Here is a 16,905-nt window from a genome sequence, read left to right as displayed (position 1 = left end):
GTCACTAGCACCATGTTGCTGAAGCTGGACCTTGGCGACGCCCGCCCCCTGCACGAGCAGGTGGCGGGCGCGATCCGACGGGCCGTCGCGGAGGGCGAGTGCGCCCCCGGCGACAAGCTGCCGCCCGCCCGGGAGCTCTCCCGGGCCCTCGGGGTGAACACCAACACCGTGCTGCGCGGGCTGCGCGCCCTGCGCGACGAGGGGGTGCTGGAGTTCCGCCGGGGCCGTGGCATCACGGTCGCGGCCGACGCCGGCACCCGAGCCGAACTGGTCGACCGGGTGCGGCAGCTGATCGCGGACGCGGCCAGGGCCGGCTACAGCAGGAACGATCTCGTGGATCTGATCAGGGGGATGTCGTGAGGGACGAAGAGCCTGCGGGAGAGCCCGCCCCAGTCGAGCAGGTCCGCCGGGGCGCGCTGTGGGGGGCGGTGGTCTGGACGCTCGGGGTGGCCGCGCTGCTGGTCGCGATGCCGATGAGCGCGCGCGACCGGCTGCCGGACCGGGTGGCGACCCACTGGAGCGGCAGCCGGCCGGACGGTTCCATGCCGCTGGCGACGGCGGCGCTGTTCCCGGCCGCGATCTGGCTGCTGGTCGCGGTCGCGCTCGCCGTCGCGCTCCGGTTCCGGACCGGGCAGGCCCGCGGCCTCGCCGGGCCCGTACTGGCCGCCACCGGGGTACTGCTGAGCGGGGCGCAGGCCTCCATCGTGCGCGCCAACCTGGACCGCGCCCGCTGGCTGGACGCCGCGCCGATGGGCTTCGAGGTGGTCCTGATCATCGTGGCGGCCGGTCTGGCGGGCGCCCTGGCCTGGCTGGCGACCCGACGGCCCACCACCACCGGCACCGGCACCGGCACCGGCATGGGTACCGGCCTCGTCATCGGCAGCACCGCCCCGGCCGCCCGGCCCGGAGCGCCGGTGCTGGAGCCGAGGGCCGGTGAGCGGCTGGTCTGGCTCTCGCAGGCCTCCAACCACTGGATGCAGACGCTCTCCTCGGTCCTGGGGCTGCTCTCGGTGCCCGGAGTGATGCTCGCCGCGAGCGGGCGCACCGGCTCCGTCGACTGGCGGGCGGTCACGTGCTTCGGCCTCGGCGCCGTGGTCACCCTGCTCTGCTCCTCGGTGCGGGTCCGGGTGACCGAGGCGGGCCTGCACGTCGGCTTCGGCCCGTTCGGCTGGCCCGCCCGGCGCCTGGCCCCCGCCGAGCTGGTCTCGGCCCGGGTCGAGCGGCTGACCGCCCGCCAGGCCGGCGGCTGGGGCTACCGGGTCCACCGCGGGGGCAGCATCGTGTTCCTGCGCCGGGGCGAATGCCTGGTGGTCCGCACCGTGCGCGGGCGGGACTTCGCGGTCAGCGTCGACGACGCCGAGCGCGGCGCCGCCCTGCTCAACGCGCTGATCGCCCGTACCGCCGGCACCTCGACGCGCTGATCGCCCGTAGCCGCACTGAGCGCTGAGCGCCCGTAGCCGCGCTGGGGCCCCGACCGGCCCGCCACCTGTGAACAGCCCTCCGGTGGCGGGCCGGTCCGGTGCTGCTAAGGGTCCTGGACATCCTCCGGTCCGTGCCGACCCCGGACTTCCCGTCGAACTCGGCACCGACGACGCCGAGTTCGCGCCGGAGCCCGGCGCCGAGGCGCTGTTGCAGCGGCCGGTCGGTCCTGCCGTCGGCAGCCCCCTGTGCGTCGCCGCCAAACCACCCGATCCGGTGGTGGAGCGATCTCCTGCGATGGGTACACCAGTTGTGGCCAATCATCGCGCGGACCAGCGAGGAGGCGTCCGTGAGTGACGAGCGGAGCGGTCGGAGAGCAATCGATTCGGAGCAGACCGTCCAGGACGAACGAACCGTCAGCTTCCTGCGCTTCGGCGTCGGGGCGATCGGCGTGCTGCTGCCGCCGGCCCTGCCGCTGGGTGACTGGCTGGCGGACGAGGTCACGGGGCGCTCGACGAGCGGGTTCTGGCCCGCGTCGATGAGCGCCGCGTACTACACGGGGACGCGCAACGTCTTCGTCGGGGCGCTGTGCGCGCTGGGGGTGTTCCTGGTCTGCTACCGCTTCGACCGGCGGGACGACCGGTGGAGCACGGCGGCCGGGCTGTTCGCGCTGGGGGTCGCGCTGTGCCCGACGGCGCCGGGGAATCCGACCGGGCTGCAGCGCACGGTCGGGGTGTTCCACCTGGTGTTCGCCGCGCTGCTGTTCGTGATGCTGGCGCTGTTCTGCCTGTACTCCTTCCGCAATCCACGCTCGGCGCAGCCGGCCCGGGTCGGTGCCGCGTACCTGGCTGCGGGGGTGCTGATCCTGGTCGCGCTGGTGGCGGCGGCGGTCACGGGGCTGTCCGGGTTCGGGGCGGACTGGACGGTCCGGCCGATGTACCTGTCCGAATGGGTGGCGACCTGGGCGTTCGGTGCGGCCTGGATCGGTGCGGCGGTGGAGCTGGCGGCCGGGCGCGGCAGGCGGGCCGGGTCCGGGGCGCTCCCCCGCCAGGCGGTGGGGCTGGAGATGGGGGCTCCGGAGGCGCCGCAGACCTGAGCGTTCGTCACCTTGTCGCACCGGCGAACCGTTACCATGCGCACGAGGCCGCCCGCCGACGGCGGCCGGTGACGGATGCCATCAACGGGGAGCGCGAACGTGACGAACGAGGACCACCCGTCGGTCGACCTGCGGATGGACGTACCGCACTCCGCCCGGGTCTACGACTACCTCATCGGCGGCAAGACCAACTTCGAGGCGGACCGGGCCGCCGCGCACGCCTCGGTGCGGGCCTGGCCGGCGCTGCCGATCTCGATGCGCACCACCCGGGACTTCATGCAGCGCTCGGTCCGCCACCTCACCGAGCAGTACGGGGTGCGGCAGTTCCTGGACATCGGCACCGGCATCCCGACCTCGCCCAACGTGCACGAGATCGCCCAGGCGATCGCCCCCGAGGCCAGGGTCGCGTACGTGGACAACGACCCGATCGTGCTGACCCACGCCCGGGCCCTGATGTCCAGCACGCCCCAGGGCCGCACCTGTTACGTGGACGCCGACTTCCGGGACCCGGAGTCGATCATGGGCGACCCCCGGCTGCGCGAGGTGCTCGACCTCTCGCAGCCGGTGGCCCTGTCGCTGATCGCCATCGTCCACTTCGTGCTGGACGAGGACGACCCGCAGGGCATCGTGCGCCGCTTCATGGACGCGCTGGCACCCGGCAGCTTCCTCGTCCTCACCGTGTTCACCGGCGACACCGACCCGGTCGGGGTGGGCGGCGTCGGCCGGGAGTACAACGCCCGCGGCATCCCGCTGCAGATCCGCGACCGGGCCGAGACCGAGGCCTTCTTCGACGGTCACGAACTGCTCGACCCGGGCGTCACCCTGGTCCACCACTGGCGGCCGGACGCCGACGCCCCGGCGATCCGCGACCGGGACATCGCGATGTACGCGGGTGTGGCCGTCAAGCGGTAGGGCGACGCCGCGGGCCCGGTCAGCCGGGGACGGAGACCAGGCCCGTCTCGTAGGCCAGGATGACCAGTTGGACCCGGTCGCGGGCGTCCAGCTTGGCCAGCAGCCGGGTCATGTAGGTCTTCACGGTGGCGATGCTGAGGACCAGCTCGGCGGCGATCTCGGTGTTGGACAGGCCCCGGCCGACCAGGGTGAGGATCTCCCGCTCCCGGTCGGTGATCGCGTCCAGCCGGCGCGACGCCGGGGCCGGGCCCGGGGCGCGCGTCGGGTGCTGCCCGGCGAACGCCCCGATCAGCCGCCGGGTGACACTCGGCGCGATCAGCGCCTCCCCCGCCGCGACCACCCGCACCGCGGCGAGGATGTCGTCCAGCGCCATGTCCTTGACCAGGAACCCGGACGCCCCGGCGCGCAGCGCCGCGTACACGTGCTCGTCCTCGTCGAAGGTGGTGAGCACCACCACCTTGGTCGGCCCGTCGGCCGCGGTCACCTGCCGGGTGGCCTCGATGCCGTCCGTGCCGGGCATCCGGATGTCCATCACCACGACGTCCGGCCGCAGTTCGGCGGCCAGCCGGACGGCCTCGGCGCCGTCGCCCGCCTCGCCGACCACCTCGACGTCCGTGGTCTCGGTGATCACCATCTCCAGGGCGGCCCGGACCAGCGGCTGGTCGTCGGCCAGCACTACGCGGATCATGCGGTTCCCTCCTCGGGGATCGGCAGCCGGGCCGCGACCCGGAAGCCGCCCTGCGGGCGCGGTCCGGCCTCGAACTCGCCGTGCAGCAGGGCGACCCGCTCGCGCAGCCCGGCCAGGCCGAACCCGCTGCCGGGTGCGGCACCGTGGCCCCGTCCACGGTCGGTTATCTCGACGGAGAGCTCCCCCGCCGTACGGCCGACGGACACCAGGCAGTCGCGGACCGCCGCGTGGCGCACCACATTGGTGACCGACTCCTGGATGATCCGGAACGCCGAGAGGTCGATCTCCGGTGGCAGCGGCCCCGGTTCGCCCGAGCGCCGCACCTCGACCCGCACCCCCGCCGCGGTGGTGGTCTCGGCCAGCCGGTCGAGGTCGGCCAGGCCCTGCGGGACGGTGTCCGACACCTCGCCCTCGGCCTGCCGCAGCGCGACCAGCATCCGGCGCAGCGCGGCCAGGGTCTCCCGGCCGGCGGCCTCGATCTCGCCCAGCGCCTGCTCGGCCCGCTCGGGCCGGCGGTGGATCACCCGGCGGGCGGCGCCGGCCTGGAGGGCGACGATTCCGAGGCTGTGGGCGACGGTGTCGTGCATCTCCCGGGCGATCCGCAGCCGTTCGGCGGTCACCGCCTCGACGGCGGCCCTGCTGCTCAGGGCTTCGGCGTGCTCCCGGTTCTGCCGCAGCGAGCGCCCGGCCAGCCAGGCGACCAGGGCGAGCAGCGCGGCGCCGTCGGCCGAACCGATGCGGGTCCCGGTGAAGACGCCGACGGTGTTGCCGGGGACCAGGCCGATGTGCAGCACCAGGAAGGTCATGACCAGAGCGAAGGCGGCGCGCGAACTCCGGCGCGTCCCCCGGGCGGTGATCACGAAGAGCGCGACGTCCACGGCGAGCAGCGCGGTGGGGGGCACCTGGTGCTTGGCGGCCCAGCCGTCGGTCTCGGTCCAGGTGGCGATCAGCAGCACGGCGACCGAGAGCACCGGTACCCGGCGCACCAGCGCGGCGCCGGCGAAGGCGATCGCCGTGTCACCCAGGGTGAACGGCAGGCCGCCGTGCGCGGCGGCGCCGCCGTACTGCCGCCATCCGGTGTCACGGAGCGCCAGGGCGGGACAGGCGACGGCCACGCACCAGGCGAGGGCGGTCCAGGCCTCGGGCGGAACGCGCCGGATCAGCGGGGGCTTCGGGGTCGCGGACATGGTTCAAGATCGTAACGACGGAGGCGTGCCCGGACATCCAACCGTGGTTGTACGACCGGGGCCGACCCGCGGTGTCGACGCCGGTCCGATGTGGCGGCAGGGGCTGCCCCGGCACCGTGGTGCCCATGATCGAAGTCATCGAACTGACCAAGCGCTACGGCCGCCGGACGGCCGTCGACCGCTTGAGCTTCACCGTCCGCCCCGGCCTCGTCACCGGGTTCCTCGGCCCCAACGGCGCGGGCAAGTCCACCACCCTGCGACTGGTCCTCGGTCTCAACGACCCCACCTCGGGCACCGCCACCGTCAACGGCCGGTCCTTCCGCGAGCTGCCGCGCGGCCTGCGGGAGGTCGGTGCGCTGCTCGACGCGGGCGACGTGCACGGCGGACGCACCGGCGCGGCCCACCTGCGGGCCCTGGCCCGCAGCAACGCCGTCCCCCGTGCTCGCGTGGAGGAGGTGCTGGCCGAGGTCGGGCTCACCGACGCCGCCGGCCGGCGGATCGGCGGCTACTCGCTGGGCATGAAGCAGCGGCTCGGCATCGCCGGCGCCCTGCTCGGCGACCCGCCCGTGCTGCTCTTCGACGAGCCGCTCAACGGACTGGACCCGGAGGGCGTGCTCTGGGTGCGCGGGCTGTTCCGCCGACTCGCCGCGGAGGGCCGGACGGTCTTCGTCTCCAGCCACATGATGGCCGAGATGGAGCACACCGCCGACCGGCTGGTGGTGATCGGCCGCGGCCGGCTGATCGCCGACGAGAGCCTCACCGAGTTCGCCGCCCGGGCCGGCCGGACCGCCGTCATCGTGCGCGCCGCCGAACCCGAGCGGCTGACCTCGGTGCTGCGCGCCGCCGGCGCCGAGATACGCCCCGGCCCGGACGGCAGCCTCGACGTCACCGGCCTCGACGCCGGACGGATCGGCGAACTCGCCCTGGAGCAGCGTCTGTTGCTGTACACCCTGGCCGAGCGCGGCGCCTCCCTGGAGGACGCCTTCATGGAACTGACCGCCGACAGCGTCGAATACCTCGCCGGAGAGCCCCGATGAGCACCGCCCCCCTCGCCGCCCCCGTCCGCCGCCACCGCTTCGGCGACCTGCTGGCCGCCGAGTGGCTCAAGTTCTGGTCGCTGCGCTCGGTCCCCTGGGTGCTCGGCCTCGCCACGCTGCTCGTCGTCGCCGCCAACCTCAAGTCCGCCCAGTACACCCACGACCACTACACGCCCGGCGACGGCGATCCGGCGTTGATGGCGCAGGTCGCGCTGTTCGACTCCTTCATCACGGCCTCCGCCGACATCCTGATGCTGGTCGGCGGCGGCCTGGGCGCGATCGTCATCGCGGGCGAGTACGCGACCGGGCTGATCCGGACCACCCTGACCGCCGTCCCCGACCGCCGTGCGGTGCTGCTGGCCAAGGCGGCCGTGCTGACGGCGGTGCTGCTCGGCTTCGGGACGGTCACCGCGGGCGTCTCCTTCGGTCTCACCCAGGCGATCCTGGCCGACCGGGGCATCGGGCAGTCCCTCGGCGACCCGGCGGCCCTGCGCTACGTGGCCGCTGCCGCGCTGTTCGCCCCGGTGTGCGGACTGGTCGGGCTCTGCCTCGGCACCCTGGTCCGGCACAGCGCGGGCGCGGTGCTGGGCACCGTGGTGGTGCTGTTCTTCCTGCCGTCCCTGGTCACCGAACGCTACCGCTGGACCGCCGACCTGTTGCACGCCCTGCCCTACTCCGCCTGGCAGCGCCTGGCCCGGATCACCCTGGCGGGCATGCGGCCGACCGACTACCCGGCCACGGTCGCGGGCGCCTGGACCACGTACGCGGTGTGGGCGCTCGCCTCGGTGGCCATCGCGACGGTGGTGATCCAGCGCCGCGACCACTGACGACCGGAAGGCGGTTCAGAACGCCGCGATGCTGCCCGGCGCCCGCTCGGCCCGGCTGAGCGCCCGCAGCACGCCCGCCTGGCCGTGCCTGCGCACCGCCAGCCGGGTCAGCAGGCCGAGCACCGACTGGGCCGTCTCCGGAGGGAGTTCGGGGGTCGGGACACCGACGCTGACCGCGAGGTCGTCCGCGTGGACGGCCAGCTCCATCGTCCGGGTGGCCAGCAGGTCGTCCAGCCTCAGCGACCACGGCCCCCAGAACGGCAGCCGGACCGGTCGGGCGCCGTCCTCGCCCGCGAGGACGGCCGCGAGCCCGGCGAGCGTCCAGGCCAGCCGGCCGCTCAGCGCCGCCACCCCGGTGGCCGCGACCAGCTCACTGCCCTGCCGGATCCGCACGTTGATCTCGGCGTCGACCCCGGCCCCGACCCACTGCGACCGGCGGTAGTGCTCCAGCAGCCCCACCGTCTCCTCGCCCGGCACCGGCGCGGCCAGCACCTCCGGCACGCACAGCACCTGGTACGCCAGGTGCCCGGCCAGTCCGCCCACGCTCCACTGCGCCAGCGCACTCGGCCGCGCCCATCCGTCGGCCACCTCCGGCCGGCGCAGCAGCGCCTCCGCCGCGCCGGCCGCCGCCAGGAAGTCCGCTCGGGTATCCGTCATGCCGCACCTCCTACCCGCTCGCGGTCCGGGTTCACCGGGCGTCAGGGCACCCGGGAGCGACCGGCGTTCTCCCGCTGGTTCGCCCATTCGTCGGCCAGGGCCACCAGCAGGGCCGCCAGGACCAGGCCTGCGGCAACCGTGTCGCCGAGCTGGAAGGCGAGGGCCCAGTCGGGCTGGGGCCCGGCGGCGTGGGCGAAGAAGACCGAGCCGACGACGGCGATGCCGACGGCCGAGCCGACCCGCTGGGCGGTCTGCAGGACACCGCCGGCGCTGCCGGCCCGGGCGAGCGGGACGTGCTGGAGGGTGAGCGTCTGGTTGGGGGCGATCACGAGGCCGCTGCCCACCCCGGCGACCAGCAGCGGACCGAGGGTCGTCCAGCCCACGGAGGGCCCGGACCACAACTGGACGGCCACGGCGGAGGCCAGCAGGCCGAGCAGCACCAGCACGAGTCCGAGCACCACCAGCCGCCGCCCCAGCCGGCTGACCAGGCGCCCGCCCACCGCGGCGGCCACGCCCGAGCCGACCGCGAACGGGGTGATCGCCAGGCCCGCCGTCAGCGCCGAGTAGTGCAGGCCCGCCTGGAGGTAGAGCGTGAAGATGAAGAAGATCGCGGTGAACCCGGCGAAGTACACCAGCGACAGCAGCACCCCCGCCGCGTACGGCCGCACCGCGAACAGGGCCATGCTGACCAGCGGTTCGCGCCGCCGCGCGTAGTGCCGCTCCCAGCCGACGAAGACGGTCAGCAGCACGGCCGCCAGCGGCAGCAGCAGCCAGCGGGTCGCGCTGTGCCACTGCTGCTGCTGGACGAAGGGCAGCAGCAGGGCGACGGTGCCCGCGCCGAGCAGCAGCACCCCCACCGGGTCGAAGTCGCGGTGCCCGGCCCGTTCGGCGGCCGGGCGGGGCGGTGGCAGCAGCCGGTAGGCGATCGGCAGGGCGGCCACGCCGATCGGCAGGTTGACCAGGAACACCCAGCGCCAGCCGTCGTGCGGGCCGAACAGCTGGATCAGCAGGCCGCCGAGCAGCGGTCCGACGGCGGTGGACAGTCCGATGGTGGCGCCGAGCGCGCCGAAGGCCCGGCCGCGTTCGGCGCCCTGGAAGAGGGTCTGGATGAAGCCGGACACCTGGGGCACCAGCACGCCGCCGGCCGCGCCCTGGAACAGCCGGGCCAGCACCAGCCACTCCTGGTTCTGGGCGGCCCCGGCCAGTGCGCTGGCAGCGGTGAACAGGGCGAGTCCGGCGAGGAAGACGGCCCGTCGGCTGCGGGCGTCCCCGAGCCGCCCGGCGGGAACGAGCACCAGGCCGAAGGCGAGCGCGTAGCCACTGAGCACCCACTGGAGTCCGCTGTCCGACATGTGCAGTCCGGCCCGGACGGTGGGCAGCGCGACGTTCACGATGCTGACGTCCAGCAGGGTCATGAAGCCGGCGACCAGGCAGATCGTCAGCGCCCGCCAGCGCCGCGCCTCGGCCCGCCCACCGGCGGCGGTGGAACCGGGCGGCTGCGGTTTCTCCGCGTCACGGGAGGGGGGTTGGGAGGTCATGGGGGCCTCTTCCCGGGGTCCGGGCACTCGTCCCGGGTGGTCCTGGCTCTGCTCCGGCTCATCCTCGCCCGCCCCCCAGCCCGCCGCCACCCGGGTCCGCCGCCCTCACCCACCGCGCCGCGCGGCCCTTCCGTCCCGTCCGGCGCCGCGCCGGTGCCGCGCCGGTGCGAGGGTGAGGACGGTCAGCGGGGTCTCGCGGTCCACCCAGGACCGGCCGTTCAGCGGGCCAGCAGGTCCCGGAGCGCCGCCGTGATCTCCTCGGGCGCCTCCTCCGCCATGAAGTGCCCGGCGCCGGTCAGCCGGTGGTCGAGGTCCGGCGCCCAGGCCCGCCACACCGCGGCGGCGTCGTAGCCCAACTGCGCTCCCCAGTCCTGCTGGACCACCGTCACGGGCATCGCCAGCTGCGAGCCGGCGTCCAGGTCCGCCTGGTCGTGCCGGACGTCGACGCCCGCCGAGGCCCGGTAGTCCGCGACGATCGACGGGACCGCGGCGGCGCTCGCCCGCAGGTACTCGGCCCGCACCTCCGGCGGCAGGGCGGCCGGGTCGTTCGCCCAGGCGTCGAGGAAGGAGCCGAAGAACGCGTCCGCACTGTTGGCGATCATCGTCTCCGGCAGGCCCGGCGGCTGCGCCATCAGGTACAGGTGGTAGCCGACCGCCGCCGACACCCCGTGCAGGACGTTCCACATGTCGAGCGTCGGCACGACGTCCAGGATGCCCAGGTGGGTGACGGTGTCGGGGTGGTCGAGCCCGGCCCGGAAGGCGACCAGGGCGCCCCGGTCGTGGCCGGCCAGGGCGAAGCGGTCGTGGCCCAGCGCCGCCGCCAGGGCCACCACGTCGGCGGCCATGGTGCGCTTGGCGTACACCTCGGGGCCGGTCTCGGCCGGCTTGCCGCTGGCGCCGTAGCCCCGCAGGTCGGGGCAGATCACCATGTGCCCGTCGGCGAGCCGCTCGGCGACGTGCCGCCACATCAGGTGGGTCTGGGGGAAGCCGTGCAGCAGCACGACCGGGCTGCCGCTGCCGCCGACGGCGGCGGCCAGCTCCACGCCGTCCGTGCCGGGCAGGCGGAGGTGGTCGAAGCCGGGAATGGTGGGGGCCATGGAGGGTCCTCTCGGGTGCGGGGACTGGGTGCCGGACACCGGGTCCTGGAAAACCGGGTCCTGGAAAACCGGGTCCTGGAAAACCGGGTGCCGGCGGAACCGACCTGATCAGCGTGGTCCACCGCGATCAGCAACCGATCAGTGCGGTGCGGCACGGCCCACCCCCGGCACCGAGGATGGGGGCATGCGAATCGACGTGCTCGGAGCCGTACGGGCCCTCCGCGACGACGGCGGCCCGGTCGAGCTGGGCGGCCCCCGCCACCGCGAGGTGCTGGCCCGGCTGGTCGCCGCCGAGGGCCGGATGGTCACCACCGACACCCTCGTCGACGACCTGTGGACCGACCCGCCGGTGCGCGCCGTGGGCGCCCTGCGAACCTTCGTCGCCGCGCTGCGCCGCGCCCTCGAACCCGACCGGCCGCCCCGTGACGCCCCTCGCCTCCTCGTCACCGAGGGCCCCGGCTACGCGCTGCGCCTGCCCCGTGAGGACGTGGACGCCCATCGGTTCCAGGACGCCCTGGCCCGGGCCCGGCGCGACCCCGGCGCGGCGGCCGAACTGGGCGCGGCGCTCGCCGCCTGGCGCGGGCCCGCCTACGCCGACGTGCCCGACTCCGCCTGGGCGCAGCGCGAGCGCGCCCGGCTGGAGGAGCTGCGGCTGGAGGCGGTGGAACTGCGGGCCCGGATCCGGCTCGACTCCGGGGAGGGCGCCGAACTCGTCGCCGAGCTGGGCGCCCACGTGGCCGAACACCCGTGGCGCGAACCGGCCTGGGGGCTGCTCGCCCGCGCGCTGCACCGCGCGGGCCGTCAGGCCGACGCGCTGGCCGCCCTCCGGCGCGCCCGCGCCATGCTCGTCGACCAGCTCGGGCTCGACCCCGGCGCCGAACTGCGGCGCCTGGAGACGGAGATCCTCAACGGCCCCGCACCCGTCGGTGGTGCCCGCACCGCCTGGCCCGGCCCGGGCGTCCGGCTCGGGCCGCGCACCACCGTGGAACTGGCCCGAACCCTCGCCCTGGCGGGCGGGGACGCCCTGGTCCACTCCCGGCGCGACCGGCTCGCCGCGATCCGGGCGGCGGAACGCACCGGGGACCTGCTGCTGACCGCCCGGATCATCGGCGCCTACGACGTGCCGGCCCTCTGGAGCCGGGCCGACGACCCCGAACAGTCGCGCGCCGTCGTGGAGGCCGCCGAGCGCACCCTCGGCGCGCTCGGCCCCGACGGACCAGCCGACCTCTCCGCCCGCCTCCTGGCGACCGTCGCCGTCGAGAGCCGGGGCGCCGACCTGACCGGGGCCGAACTGCGGCGCGCCGGCCGGGCGGCCCGGCGGGCCGAGGCGCTGGCCCGGGGCCTGGCCGATCCCGGGCTGCTGGCCTTCGCCCTCAACGGGGTCTACCTGCAGTCCTTCGGCCACCCCGGGCTGGCCGAGGCCCGGGACCGGATCGGCGTCGAACTCCTGGACCTGGCCGGTCAGCACGGACTGGCGAACTTCGCCGTGCTGGGCCGGCTCGTGCGTCTGCAATCCGCCTCCGCCCTCGGCGACCTGGACGCCGCGTTCGGCCACGCGGAGGCGGCCGAACGGATCGCCGTCAGCACCGAGGCCTCGCTCGTCCCCGTGCTCACCGGGTGGTTCCGGGCCCGGGCGACGGCCGCCCGCAGCGTCGAACCCGGTGGCCCGACCGCCGCCGCGGCCGCCGCGGAGTACCGCGCCGCCGAGGAGGCCCTCCGTACGGCCGGGATGCCGGGGCTGCACCACGGCCTCTTCCCGCTCGCCCTGCTGGGGCTGCGCCTGCTGCACGGCCGTCCGGCGCCCGTGGACCCGCGGCTCGACTGGGGACCGTACCGGCCCTGGGCACGGCCCCTGGTGCTGCTGGCCGAGGATCGCACCGAGGAGGCGCGGGCCGTCCTCGCCGCAGTGCCCGAGCCGCCGCACGACCACCTCCAGGAGGCCCTGTGGTGCCTCGTCGCCCATGCCGCCGCCCGCCTCGGCGAACGCGCGGCCGCCGCCCGGGCCGCGGCCGCCCTGCGCGGCGCCGCCGAGGAGGACGCGGGCGGCGCCAGCGGGATGCTGACCCTGGGCCCGGTGGCGCGGTACCTGGCGGAGGCGGAGACCTGTGCCGGGTCCGGCGACGGCCCTCCGGGCGGGACGGTGCGCTGACGCACGGCCGGGCCACCGGCGGCGGCCCCGCCGCCCGGGACCGAGCGTCAGGCCTTCGGCCAGTTGCGCAGCAGGGCGTCGAGGGCGTCGAGGACGCGCGCCCAGGTCTCCTCGGTGGTGCGCGGGGTGTGCTGGAAGCTTCCCGCCCGCTCCAGGGCCACGTAGCCGTGGAAGGTGCTGCCGAGCAGGCGGACCGCGTCGGTCTCGTCGGGCTCCGCGAGGTCGTAGCCGCGCAGGATCGCGCGGGTCATCCGGGAGTGCCGGACGGCGGCGCTGTTGAGCGCCGTCTCGTAGTCGAGTTCCAGCTGCGCGGCGGCGTAGCGGCCGGGGTGCTCGCGGGCGTAGTCGCGGTAGGCGTTGGCGAAGGCGGCCAGGGCGTCCTTGCCCGCGCGTCCGGCCAGGGCGGCGGAGACCCGGTCGGCGAGTTCCTCCAGGGCGAGCAGGGCGATCCGGGTCTTGAGGTCCTGGGAGTTCCGGACGTGCGAGTACAGGCTCGCGTCCTTGACGCCGAAGTGCCGAGCGAGCGCGGAGACCGTGACCTTGTCGAAGCCGACCTCGTCGGCCAGCTCCGCTCCCGCCCGGGTGAGTCGTTCCGCGTTCAGTCCTACCCGTGCCATGGGCTTCCCTTCGATCGCCTGAAGCCATTATACGTTTGCCTAATCCTCCTAGGTAATTTACGTTGCTTCCTATGAAGCCGATGACCGAACAAGAGATCCGCTCCGCCTTCGTGAACTGCAGCAAGGGCGAGGCGAAACGGCTGCACGTGCCCCGCGACCTGACCGAACTCCCCTGGGACGACCTGGACTTCCTCGGCTGGCGCGACCCCCAGGCCCCCGATCGCGCCTACCTCGCGGCCGAGCTGGAGGGCCGTCCCGTGGCCGTCGCCCTGCGCTCCTCCGGCGCCACCTCCTGGCAGGCCCGGCGCAGCATGTGCTCGCTCTGTGTGACCACCCACACGGGTGGCGTCTCGCTGCTGGTCGCGCCACTGGCCGGGAAGGCCGGGAAGCAGGGCAACTCCGTGGGCGCCTACATGTGCTCCGACCTCGCCTGCTCGCTCTACGTGCGCGGCAAGCGGGAGGTCGGCACCCGGCTCCACGAGTCGCTCACCCTGGAGGAGAGGATCCGGCGCACCGTCGACAACCTCGCCGCCTTCGTCGCCAAGGTCACCGCCTGACCCGACACCGGAACCCGGGCAGGTCAACCGGCCGGCGGCGGGTCAACCGGCCAGCGGCGGGTCGAGCCGGGCGAAGGCGGCCTGGCGGCGGTACGGGAAGTACGGGTACGGCGCCGTGCGGGCGCCGGCCGCGTCCAGCCGGGCGATCTGGTCCTCCGTCAGCGACCAGCCGACGGCGCCGAGGTTCTGCCGGAGCTGCTCCTCGTTGCGGGCGCCGATGATGACCGAGGAGACGGTCGGGCGGCGCAGCAGCCAGTTGATGGCCACCTGGGGGACGGTTCGGCCGGTCTCGGCCGCGACCTCGTCCAGGGCGTCGACCACCCGGTACAGCAGCTCGTCCTCGACCGGCGGCCCGTAGTCGGCGGTGTCGTGCAGCCGGCTGTCGGCCGGGAGTGCCTGGCCGCGCCGGATCCGGCCGGTGAGACGGCCCCAGCCGAGCGGGCTCCACACCAGGGCGCCGACACCCTCCTGCCGGGCGAGCGGCATCAACTCCCACTCGTAGTCGCGGCCGACCAGCGAGTAGTAGACCTGGTGGGCGGCGTAGCGGGGGCGGCCGTGGCGGTCGGCGAGGGCCAGGGACTTCATCAGCTGCCAGCCGGAGAAGTTGGAGACGCCGGTGTAGCGGATCTTGCCCGCGCGGACCAGGTCCTCCAGGGTGGCCAGCACCTCCTCGATCGGGGTGGCGGCGTCGTAGGCGTGCAGCTGGAACAGGTCGAGGTAGTCGGTGCCGAGGCGGCGCAGCGCGTCGTCCACCGACCGGATGAGCCGGGCGCGCGACGTACCGGCGTCCTGCGGGCCGTCGCCGAGCGGCAGTCCGGCCTTGGTGGAGATCAGCACCTGGTCGCGGCGGCCGCGGACGGCCTGGCCGAGCACCTCCTCGGAGGCGCCGTCGGAGTAGACGTCGGCGGTGTCGAAGAGGGTGACCCCGGCGTCGATGGCGATGTCGAGCAGGCGGCGGGCCTCCTGGACGCCGGTGGTGCCCCAGGCGCCGAACAGCGGGCCGCGGCCGCCGAAGGTGCCCGTGCCGAGGCTGAGCGCGGGGACCATGAGTCCGGATGCGCCGAGCCGGCGGTACTCCATGCCGTTCGATTCCATGGTGGTTGCCATGACAGTACTCCCCTCGGAGCCACTAATGGGACTCCCGTTCCGTTAGGATGTCTCGAAGCTAGCAGGCTCCACCCAGCTAATGGAACAGGAATCCCGTTAATGGCTGTCGAGCCGGTTGAACCCGTCGAGCCCGCCGCGCCCGCCGACCCCGCCGCGCCCGGGGCACCGGTTGCCCCCGGTGCACCCGGGGCACCCGGGGCGCCCGGGACGCCCGGGACGCCCGGGAGCGTCCGCCCCGGCGGCCGTACCGCCCGGATCCGCGCCGCCGTCCTGCGGGCCGCCGAGGACGCCCTGGTCGAGCACGGCTTCGGCGGCCTCGACCTCGGCGACCTCGCCCAGCGGGCCGAGGTCGGCCGGACCACCGTCTACCGCCGCTGGGGCAGTACCACCGCCCTGGTCGCCGATCTGCTCGCCGACATGGCCGAGCAGTCACTGCCGCGTTCGCGCAGCGGCTCGCTCGCCGAGGACCTGCGGGCCAACGCACGGCTGGTCCAGCGCACCCTGGCCGACCCCCGGCAGGGCGCGCTGTTCCGCGCCGTCATCCTGGCCGCCAACGGCGATCCGGGGACGGCCGAGGCCCTGCGCCACTTCTACCGGCGCCGGGTCGAGGAGTGGGCGCCGTGCGTCACCGAGGCCGTCGAACGCGGCGAACTCCCGCCCGACACCGACCCGTTCGAGGTGGTCCGGGCCGTCTCGGCACCGCTCTACTACCGGATGCTCACCACCGCTGAGCCGCTCGACGAGCCGGCCGCCGACCGTGCCGCGGCCGCCGCCGAGGCCGCCGCCCGCGCGGGGGCGTACCGGCGGCAGGAGGCCTGAGCGGACGCGGTCGCACGGCCCGGGCACGTGAACGGCCGCACAACGCGGGTGCGCGGTGCGGCCGTTCGGGCTCCTGACGGACGGTGCGAGGGTCCGTCCTGGTGGTTCTCCCGCAGCTGCTCCAGCCGGCCGGCCCAGCGGGGCCGAAGCAGGACTCCGGCCAGGCGGCCGTCGGGTTCCCGGCGGCGGCCGGCAACTCAGCGGCAGCGGCCGTGGCGGCAGCGGCGGCAGCGGCGGGTCATCGGGTGCGTCTCCCCCGGTCAGCGCGGTGCAACGACGTCGTCCCAGCGCACGGCGCCGTCGGCGCCCGAACCGGGTCAGCTCCACCGGGACGCCGCCGCGCACCTTCCGTCACCTGTTCGCCGCCCACCGGCTGCGGAGCGCAACCGGCCTTCGTAGCGTCAGTGGCCATGACGACCACCGCACGAGCGCGAGCGCCCTGGCTCGCCGTCCTGACCGCCGCGGCCCTGGCCGCCGGTGCCGGCCCCGCACCGGCCGCCTCCAAGGCCGCCGGCGTCCCCTACTACCACCAGCAGCTCGACAACGACTGCGAGGCCGCCGCCCTGCGGATGGTCCTCGCCGCGAGGGGGATGAGGGCGAACGACCAGCAGGTCCTGGACCGGATCGGCGTCGACCGGGAGCACCCCGAGTTCGGCCACTCCGGCCCGCGGTCCGGCGATCCCTACCGGGCGTTCGTCGGCGACCCGAAGGGCTCCGAGACGGACGGCACCGGGTACGGCGTGTACTCCCCGCCGGTCGCCGGGGCCGCCCGCTCCTACGGCCTCACCGTGCGCCAGGACGGCGCAGGCGTCTCCGTCCAGCAGCTGAAGGACGAACTGGCCGCCGGCCACCCGGCGATCGTCTGGGTGGACTACCTCTGGCGGCACCTCGCGACCACCCCGTACACGGCGTACGACGGCCGGAGCATCCCGTACGCGGGGCCCGGCGAACACACCGTCGTCGTCACCGGGTTCAGCGGCGGCCGGGTGTCGGTCAACGACCCGGCGCGCGGCCGCATCACGGTCTCCGAGCAGGACTTCGCCGACGGCTACGCCACCTACGGGCAGATGGCGGTCGTCGTCGGCTGACCGGACCGGGCGGGACCCCGGCGGGCGGGGCGGCCGGGGTGAGGGCCGGGGGGGGGCGGCGGGGGGTGGAGCGGGGGCGGCCGAGGAGAACGAGTAGTCGTCCGAGGAGG

17 protein-coding genes are annotated in these 16,905 nt (G+C 75.1%); 10 read left to right on the top strand and 7 right to left on the bottom strand.

Going from position 1 to position 16,905, the window contains the following annotated elements; translation table 11 throughout:
- Positions 1 to 12 precede the first annotated feature (12 nt).
- The 4 genes from ACIRVF_RS28480 (at position 13) to ACIRVF_RS28465 (ending at position 3,427) form a co-directional block, all read left to right on the top strand.
- Positions 13 to 360, top strand: coding sequence for a GntR family transcriptional regulator (locus tag ACIRVF_RS28480; protein ID WP_355672729.1), 348 nt, complete (start codon positions 13 to 15; stop codon positions 358 to 360).
- Positions 357 to 1,421: a DUF1648 domain-containing protein gene (locus ACIRVF_RS28475; RefSeq protein ID WP_402823720.1), complete on the top strand. Its 1,065-nt coding sequence runs from the start codon at positions 357 to 359 to the stop codon at positions 1,419 to 1,421. The genes ACIRVF_RS28480 and ACIRVF_RS28475 overlap by 4 nt, the downstream gene beginning before the upstream one ends.
- A gap of 347 nt (positions 1,422 to 1,768) precedes the next feature.
- Complete coding sequence (locus ACIRVF_RS28470) at positions 1,769 to 2,515, top strand: hypothetical protein (RefSeq protein ID WP_402823717.1); 747 nt, start codon at positions 1,769 to 1,771, stop codon at positions 2,513 to 2,515.
- 135 nt (positions 2,516 to 2,650) lie between these two features.
- Positions 2,651 to 3,427 carry an SAM-dependent methyltransferase gene (locus ACIRVF_RS28465; protein WP_402823949.1) on the top strand — a complete coding sequence of 259 codons (777 nt, stop codon included), beginning with the start codon at positions 2,651 to 2,653 and terminating at the stop codon, positions 3,425 to 3,427.
- A 19-nt stretch (positions 3,428 to 3,446) separates the two neighbouring features.
- Here the strand turns inward: ACIRVF_RS28465 and ACIRVF_RS28460 are convergent, their stop codons facing one another.
- Both ACIRVF_RS28460 and ACIRVF_RS28455 read right to left on the bottom strand, forming a co-directional pair.
- Positions 3,447 to 4,115 (bottom strand): response regulator, encoded by a 669-nt coding sequence (locus ACIRVF_RS28460; RefSeq protein ID WP_402823715.1) that lies wholly within the window; start codon positions 4,113 to 4,115, stop codon positions 3,447 to 3,449.
- A complete protein-coding gene (locus ACIRVF_RS28455; protein WP_402823712.1) occupies positions 4,112 to 5,302 on the bottom strand; it encodes a sensor histidine kinase in 1,191 nt (396 codons plus the stop codon). Before ACIRVF_RS28455 ends, ACIRVF_RS28460 begins: the two co-directional genes overlap by 4 nt.
- 125 nt (positions 5,303 to 5,427) lie before the next feature.
- Between ACIRVF_RS28455 and ACIRVF_RS28450 the strand changes: the two genes are divergently transcribed.
- Both ACIRVF_RS28450 and ACIRVF_RS28445 read left to right on the top strand, forming a co-directional pair.
- On the top strand, positions 5,428 to 6,339 hold the full coding sequence (locus ACIRVF_RS28450) for an ABC transporter ATP-binding protein (RefSeq protein ID WP_402823709.1): 912 nt from the start codon (positions 5,428 to 5,430) through the stop codon (positions 6,337 to 6,339).
- On the top strand, positions 6,336 to 7,166 hold the full coding sequence (locus ACIRVF_RS28445) for an ABC transporter permease subunit (protein ID WP_402823706.1): 831 nt from the start codon (positions 6,336 to 6,338) through the stop codon (positions 7,164 to 7,166). Before ACIRVF_RS28450 ends, ACIRVF_RS28445 begins: the two co-directional genes overlap by 4 nt.
- A gap of 15 nt (positions 7,167 to 7,181) precedes the next feature.
- Here ACIRVF_RS28445 and ACIRVF_RS28440 read toward each other — a convergent pair whose 3' ends face one another.
- From ACIRVF_RS28440 to ACIRVF_RS28430, 3 genes are all read right to left on the bottom strand, one after another.
- Positions 7,182 to 7,823 carry a maleylpyruvate isomerase N-terminal domain-containing protein gene (locus tag ACIRVF_RS28440; protein ID WP_402823703.1) on the bottom strand — a complete coding sequence of 214 codons (642 nt, stop codon included), beginning with the start codon at positions 7,821 to 7,823 and terminating at the stop codon, positions 7,182 to 7,184.
- A 41-nt stretch (positions 7,824 to 7,864) separates the two neighbouring features.
- On the bottom strand, positions 7,865 to 9,361 hold the full coding sequence (locus ACIRVF_RS28435; RefSeq protein WP_402823700.1) for an MFS transporter: 1,497 nt from the start codon (positions 9,359 to 9,361) through the stop codon (positions 7,865 to 7,867).
- A 218-nt stretch (positions 9,362 to 9,579) separates the two neighbouring features.
- Positions 9,580 to 10,458: an alpha/beta fold hydrolase gene (locus tag ACIRVF_RS28430; protein WP_402823697.1), complete on the bottom strand. Its 879-nt coding sequence runs from the start codon at positions 10,456 to 10,458 to the stop codon at positions 9,580 to 9,582.
- 184 nt (positions 10,459 to 10,642) lie between these two features.
- Between ACIRVF_RS28430 and ACIRVF_RS28425 the strand changes: the two genes are divergently transcribed.
- Positions 10,643 to 12,607 carry a BTAD domain-containing putative transcriptional regulator gene (locus ACIRVF_RS28425; RefSeq protein WP_402823694.1) on the top strand — a complete coding sequence of 655 codons (1,965 nt, stop codon included), beginning with the start codon at positions 10,643 to 10,645 and terminating at the stop codon, positions 12,605 to 12,607.
- 47 nt (positions 12,608 to 12,654) lie between these two features.
- On the opposite strand, the gene ACIRVF_RS28420 is transcribed toward ACIRVF_RS28425, so the two are convergent.
- Positions 12,655 to 13,224 (bottom strand): TetR/AcrR family transcriptional regulator, encoded by a 570-nt coding sequence (locus ACIRVF_RS28420; RefSeq protein ID WP_402823691.1) that lies wholly within the window; start codon positions 13,222 to 13,224, stop codon positions 12,655 to 12,657.
- 71 nt (positions 13,225 to 13,295) lie between these two features.
- Here ACIRVF_RS28420 and ACIRVF_RS28415 point away from each other — a divergent pair, with 71 nt between their 5' ends.
- Positions 13,296 to 13,781, top strand: a complete 486-nt coding sequence (locus tag ACIRVF_RS28415; RefSeq protein WP_402823688.1) for an FBP domain-containing protein — start codon at positions 13,296 to 13,298, stop codon at positions 13,779 to 13,781.
- Positions 13,782 to 13,823: 42 nt separating this feature from the next.
- Here the strand turns inward: ACIRVF_RS28415 and ACIRVF_RS28410 are convergent, their stop codons facing one another.
- Positions 13,824 to 14,861, bottom strand: coding sequence for an aldo/keto reductase (locus ACIRVF_RS28410; protein WP_402823946.1), 1,038 nt, complete (start codon positions 14,859 to 14,861; stop codon positions 13,824 to 13,826).
- 126 nt (positions 14,862 to 14,987) lie between these two features.
- Here ACIRVF_RS28410 and ACIRVF_RS28405 point away from each other — a divergent pair, with 126 nt between their 5' ends.
- Together ACIRVF_RS28405 and ACIRVF_RS28400 are read left to right on the top strand one after the other, a co-directional pair.
- Entirely contained in the window at positions 14,988 to 15,707 is a 720-nt protein-coding gene (locus ACIRVF_RS28405; RefSeq protein WP_402823686.1) for a TetR/AcrR family transcriptional regulator, read from the top strand.
- A 410-nt stretch (positions 15,708 to 16,117) separates the two neighbouring features.
- Entirely contained in the window at positions 16,118 to 16,795 is a 678-nt protein-coding gene (locus ACIRVF_RS28400) for a C39 family peptidase (protein ID WP_402823684.1), read from the top strand.
- The last annotated feature ends 110 nt before the right edge of the window (positions 16,796 to 16,905 follow it).

The sequence above is a fragment of the Kitasatospora sp. NPDC101157 genome, from assembly GCF_044768255.1.
Classification (GTDB): Bacteria; Actinomycetota; Actinomycetes; order Streptomycetales; family Streptomycetaceae; genus Kitasatospora.
This window is presented reverse-complemented; position numbering and strand designations above follow the sequence as displayed.